This is a genomic window from Verrucomicrobiota bacterium (assembly GCA_016871675.1).
GTDB lineage: Bacteria > Verrucomicrobiota > Verrucomicrobiia > Limisphaerales > VHCN01 > VHCN01.
Map to the genome: position 1 here is coordinate 1 of VHCN01000114.1, position 4875 is coordinate 4875.

General features: G+C 65.7%; 5 protein-coding genes. 4 read left to right on the top strand and 1 reads right to left on the bottom strand.

What is annotated here, in order from left to right; all coding sequences use genetic code 11:
• Window positions 1-280 (top strand): DUF4129 domain-containing protein (locus FJ386_14915; GenBank protein MBM3877977.1); only part of this gene is annotated, 280 nt, incomplete at its 5' end.
• Between the two features lie 86 nt (window positions 281-366).
• Here FJ386_14915 and FJ386_14920 read toward each other — a convergent pair.
• Window positions 367-2064 carry a 30S ribosomal protein S1 gene (locus tag FJ386_14920; protein ID MBM3877978.1) on the bottom strand — a complete coding sequence of 566 codons (1698 nt, stop codon included), beginning with the start codon at window positions 2062-2064 and terminating at the stop codon, window positions 367-369.
• A gap of 390 nt (window positions 2065-2454) precedes the next feature.
• Between FJ386_14920 and FJ386_14925 the strand changes: the two genes are divergently transcribed.
• From FJ386_14925 to FJ386_14935, 3 genes are all read left to right on the top strand, one after another.
• Window positions 2455-3762 (top strand): DUF1501 domain-containing protein, encoded by a 1308-nt coding sequence (locus FJ386_14925; protein ID MBM3877979.1) that lies wholly within the window; start codon window positions 2455-2457, stop codon window positions 3760-3762.
• Between the two features lie 119 nt (window positions 3763-3881).
• A complete protein-coding gene (locus FJ386_14930) occupies window positions 3882-4139 on the top strand; it encodes a hypothetical protein (protein ID MBM3877980.1) in 258 nt (85 codons plus the stop codon).
• Between the two features lie 45 nt (window positions 4140-4184).
• A partial coding sequence (locus FJ386_14935) for a hypothetical protein (protein ID MBM3877981.1) occupies window positions 4185-4875 on the top strand: 691 nt, incomplete at its 3' end.

The following is a 4875-nucleotide window of genomic DNA, read 5'->3' on the forward strand; positions in this document are numbered from 1 at the left end:
CGGCACCCACGAGCCGGCGACGGCGTGGCCGGGACTCGACTCCGACTTTTACGCGGCCGAGTACGCGCTCGAACGCATGGGCTTTGCCCGCCTGCCGGGCGAGACGTTCGGCGCGTGGCTGGCGCGGCTCGAACGCGCGTCGCTCGCGCATGTGCGCGCCCTGCGCGAGCCGCTTGCATTGCATTACCGGCTCCGCTTCGACCCGCGCGGGCTCGACGCCGAAGGGCGCGCGGCTTTGAAGGCCACCGTCCAGCAGTGGCTCGCCCGTGCTTCAAAGTGACGGGCCGGATCCAGCCGACCCGATTCCCCAAAAAGAACGCGGCGGGCCGTTTCCAGCCCGCCGCGGTGATCTGGTTCGAAGCCGCCCTACGCTTGCGGCTTCTCGGCTTTCTCCGCCTTCTCCGCGTCGCGCACCTCGTCGGCGGCGTCGAACGCGTGCTGCAGCGCGACGAGGTCTTCGCCGGGCTTGAGCGAGTCGAGCATCTTCTGCTCTTCCTTGAGTTGCTCGGTGGTGTAGTTGGCTGCCTTGATCGAGAGGCCGATGCGGCGCTCGCCCTTGTCGATTTTGATGACGCGCGCGGTCACGTCCTGCCCGGGCTGGAGCACGTTCTTGATCTTGTCCACGCGCTCCTCGCTGACTTGCGAGATGTGCACGAGGCCGTCGATGTCGTGCTGCAAGCCGACGAACGCGCCGAAGCTGGCCAGCTTGCTGACCTTGCCGCTGACGACGTCGCCGACCTTGTAGAACTTGTCGATGTTCGACCACGGGTCCTCGGAGAGCTGCTTGACGCCGAGCGAAATGCGCTGGTTGGCCTTGTCCACCTCGAGCACCGTCGCCTCGACTTCGTCGCCCTTCTCGAAGACTTCGGACGGATGGTTGATCTTGCGCGTCCACGAGATGTCGGACACGTGCACCATGCCGTCGAGCCCTTCCTCGAGCTCGATGAACGCGCCGTAGCTGGTGAGGTTGCGGACCTTGCCCTTGATGCGGGTGCCGGGCGGATACTTGCCCTGCGCCTGGTCCCACGGGTTGCTTTCGAGCTGGCGGATGCCGAGCGAGATTTTCTGCTCGTCGCGGTTGATGCCGAGCACCACGGCGTCCACGTCCTGTCCCTGCTTGAGGACGTCGCTGGGCTTGGAGATGCGCTTGGTCCACGAGAGCTCGGTGACGTGCACGAGGCCTTCGACGCCGGGTTCGAGTTCCACGAACGCGCCATAGGGGACGAGGTTGACGACCTTGCCCTTGACCTTCGCGCCAATGGGGAACTTGTTCTCGATCTTGTCCCACGGGTTGGAGGACTTCTGCTTGAGGCCGAGGGAGACGCGCTCCTTTTCCTTGTTGATGTCGAGCACGACGATGTCGAGTTCCTGGCCGACCTTGAGCAACTCGCTCGGGTGGCCGAGGCGGCCCCAGCTCATGTCGGTGATGTGCAGCAGGCCGTCGATGCCGTTGAGGTCGATGAACGCGCCGAAGTCGGTGATGTTCTTGACCGTGCCCTTGCGGATGTCGCCGGGCGCCATCTCGGCCAGCAGCTTGGAGCGGCGCTCGGTGCGCTCCTGCTCGATGAGCTCGCGGCGTGAGAGGACGATGTTCTGCCGCTCCTGGTTGATCTTGACGACCTTGAAGTCGTAGCTGTTGCCGACGAACAGCGCGAGGTTCTTGGGGGGGATGATGTCGATCTGCGACGACGGCAGGAACGCCTCGACGCCGATGTGCACGAGCAGGCCGCCCTTGACGATCGCCTTCACCTTGCCGGTGATCGTGCCGCCCTCGTTGCAAATGGTGAGGATCTTGTCCCAGTTCTGCTTGAACTCGGCCTTCTCCTTGGACAGGACGACGTTGCCGTCCTTGTCCTCAAGCCGCTCGATCAGCACGGGCACTTGGTCGCCGATTTTGACGGCCTTGATGTCCTCGAACTCGGCGCCGGAGACGACGCCCTCGGACTTGTAGCCGATGTCCACGAGGACTTCGCGGCTGCGGACTTCGATGATGGTGCCCTTGACGATTTCGCCCGCGGCAAAGCGCATGTCGCTGTGCTTGAGGGCTTCTTCCATGGTGAGCATGCTGGGTGGTCTTTCGGATGGGGAGGCTTGCGGGCCCGCTGGCGCGGGACTGAAGCTCCATTGCCTAACGGAACCGTCGTTGCGGTGGCAACAGAGGTTGGGGGTCAGGTTGTGGGTTGACGGTCGTTTCTCAGCCTCAACGAGCACCGGCACACGCCGGGCTCAGGCGGAGCGCGAGAATACGGACCGACCCGGTCGAAGCAAGGGGGAATTTCTCCACGGACCGGCCGGCGGGGCGCAACCCGGGTTCCTCCACGCCCGCTGGACGCCCGAAACGGGCCGGAGGCCCCATGACAATTTGTCGACTGGCAAGGCGTTGAGTCACGTCAAAGTTCCGCGTCGCGAGGCTTGTAACCCGGCCGTGTCCAACTACACTCCCAACATCGTCCCATGAACACCTCGCGCCCCTTCTGCGGCTCTGCCGCGCACGATCTCACGCGCCGCGCGTTCCTCGGCTCGACCTTCCTTGGCGCGTCCTCGCTGCTCGGCACGAGCGGCGCCGTCCACGCCTTCGCAGAGAAGCAACTCACCGACTCGCTGAAACAATCCGGCCGCCGCGTCATCCTGCTCTGGCTCGCGGGCGGGCCGAGCCAGCTTGAGACGTGGGACCCGAAGCCCGGCCGCGCCACCGGCGGGCCGTTCGCCGAGATTCCCACGAGCGTTCCCGGCACGCGCATCTGCGAACTCATGCCGCTCATGGCGAAGCGCATGAAGGACGTCTGCCTCATCCGTTCCCTCAACACGAAGAACGCCGACCACGGCGGCGCCGCCAAGCTCATGCACCGCGGCCGCAACGACGAGCCCGCCCTCAAGTATCCCGACCTCGGCGCCATCGTCGCGCGCGAACTCGCCCGCGCCGACAGCCAGGTGCCGGACTACGTGTCCTTCTACACCGCCACCGAGGGGCGAGGCATGGCGCAGCCGACGGCGTCCTTCCTCGGCGCGCGCTTCAACCCGATGAACCTCCACGAGCAGAACACGCCGCCGAACCTGCACCGCCCCGATGGCATCACCGAACAGCAGCACGAGGAGCGCGCCCAGTTGCAGGCGCTGCTCGGACGGCAGTTCGCGCTCGGCCGCGACACGGGCGAAGTGCGCAGCCACGCCAACGCCTACGCGCGCGTCCATGGCCTGATGGCCAGCGAGAAGCTCTTCGACATTTCGAAGGAGCCCGCGAAGGCGCGCGAGCGCTACGGCCCCACGCTGTTCGGCGAGCAGACGCTCATGGCCCGGCGCATGGTCGAGGCCGGCGTGCCCTTCGTGCGCGTGAGCCGCGCGTGGTGGGACAGCCACGGGCAGAACTTCGAGACGCACCAGGAAATGGTGCCCGAGCTTGATCGCGTGATGTCCGCGCTGATGGACGACCTCAAGGAACGCGGGCTGTTCGGGAACACGCTCATCGTCGCGATGGGCGAATTCGGGCGCACGCCAACCATCAACGCCAGCCTCGGCCGCGACCACTTTGCGAAGGCGTGGAGCGTCGCGCTCGCCGGCTGCGGCGTGCAAGGCGGCGCGGTCTTCGGCAGGACGGACAAGGACGGCAACGAAGTCGCCGAAGGCGAAGCGGGCGCGGGCGAACTCTTCGCCACCGTGCTCGAAGCCGCGGGCATCAAGCACAACAAGGAATACCACGTCGGCGCGCGCCCCGTGCCGCTGGTCAATCCCGGCATCAAGCCCATCAAGGAAGTGCTGGCGTGAAACTGAAACCACGAATGGACACGAATCAGAATCACTTGAGACGGGAGTTTCGCCAGTGATCGCAATCGGCGCGCTTCGTCACAGCCGTCGCCGAGCTTGGGTCGTTCGGCCAATAACCAATGAGCACGTATCACGACGTATGCGAGGAGATGGGAGCCCGCGGCGCGTATCGAACCGATCCCGCGGGACACATCGACCTTGCTTTCGAGCACGGACTTGTTTCGTTCTCGGACGCCGGCGAGATGATCTTTTCCCCGGACTTTTCCCTCGCTGACCGGAACGCAATCGGCATCCCGTCCTCGGCGAAGCTTTCTGACTTACCACAGCCAACCCGCGCCTACCTGCAATGGCACCGACGCTTCCATGAATTCGAGTGAATGGACTAGCCATGCGCTGAACGAAGAACAAAATGGGTAGAATCCATGCCCGACATCTCCCTCAAACTCCTGAAAGAACTCAAGCGCTCGGACGTCGCGCTGTGCCTCGCGCGCGTGCCGGACTCGACGCGGCTCTACTTCGGCAGCTCGGACGCCGGCGTGTATGACGTGGACGCCATGTCCGAGAAGGGCGAGGCGCGCAAGTTCGAGGGCGAGGGCCACACGAGCTACGTCACCGGCGTCGCGCTCGCGGGCGGCCAGCTCGTCAGTGGCGGCTACGACCGGCGGTTGATTTGGTGGGACACGGCCGCAGGCAAACAGCTCCGCGCGCAGAAGGCCCACGACCGCTGGATTCGCCGCGTGCTCGCGTCGCCGGACGGCAAACTCGTCGCCAGCGTCGCGGACGACATGGTCGCGCGCGTGTGGGAGGCTTCAACGGGCAAACTGCGCCACGAGTTGAAGGGCCACGCGCCGATGACGCCGCACAACTTCGACTCGATGCTGCACACGTGCGCCTTCTCGCCCGACGGCAGGCTGCTGGCCACGGGCGACAAGGCCGGCCACATCGTCGTGTGGGACGTCGCCACCGGCAAACCGGTGAAGACCCTCGAAGCGCCGGGCTGTTACACGTGGGACCCGCGGCAGCGCATCCACAGCATCGGCGGCATCCGTTCGCTGGCCTTCTCGCCCGACGGCGCGGTGCTCGCGGTCGGCGGCATGGGCAAGGTCGAGAACA

Excerpts from the sequence above, each read along its gene's own strand:
- FJ386_14920 (MBM3877978.1), bottom strand. The coding sequence starts at position 2,064 with ATGCTCACCATGGAAGAAGCCCTCAAGCACAGCGACATGCGCTTTGCC.
- FJ386_14925 (MBM3877979.1), top strand. The coding sequence starts at position 2,455 with ATGAACACCTCGCGCCCCTTCTGCGGCTCTGCCGCGCACGATCTCACG.
- FJ386_14930 (MBM3877980.1), top strand. The coding sequence starts at position 3,882 with ATGAGCACGTATCACGACGTATGCGAGGAGATGGGAGCCCGCGGCGCG.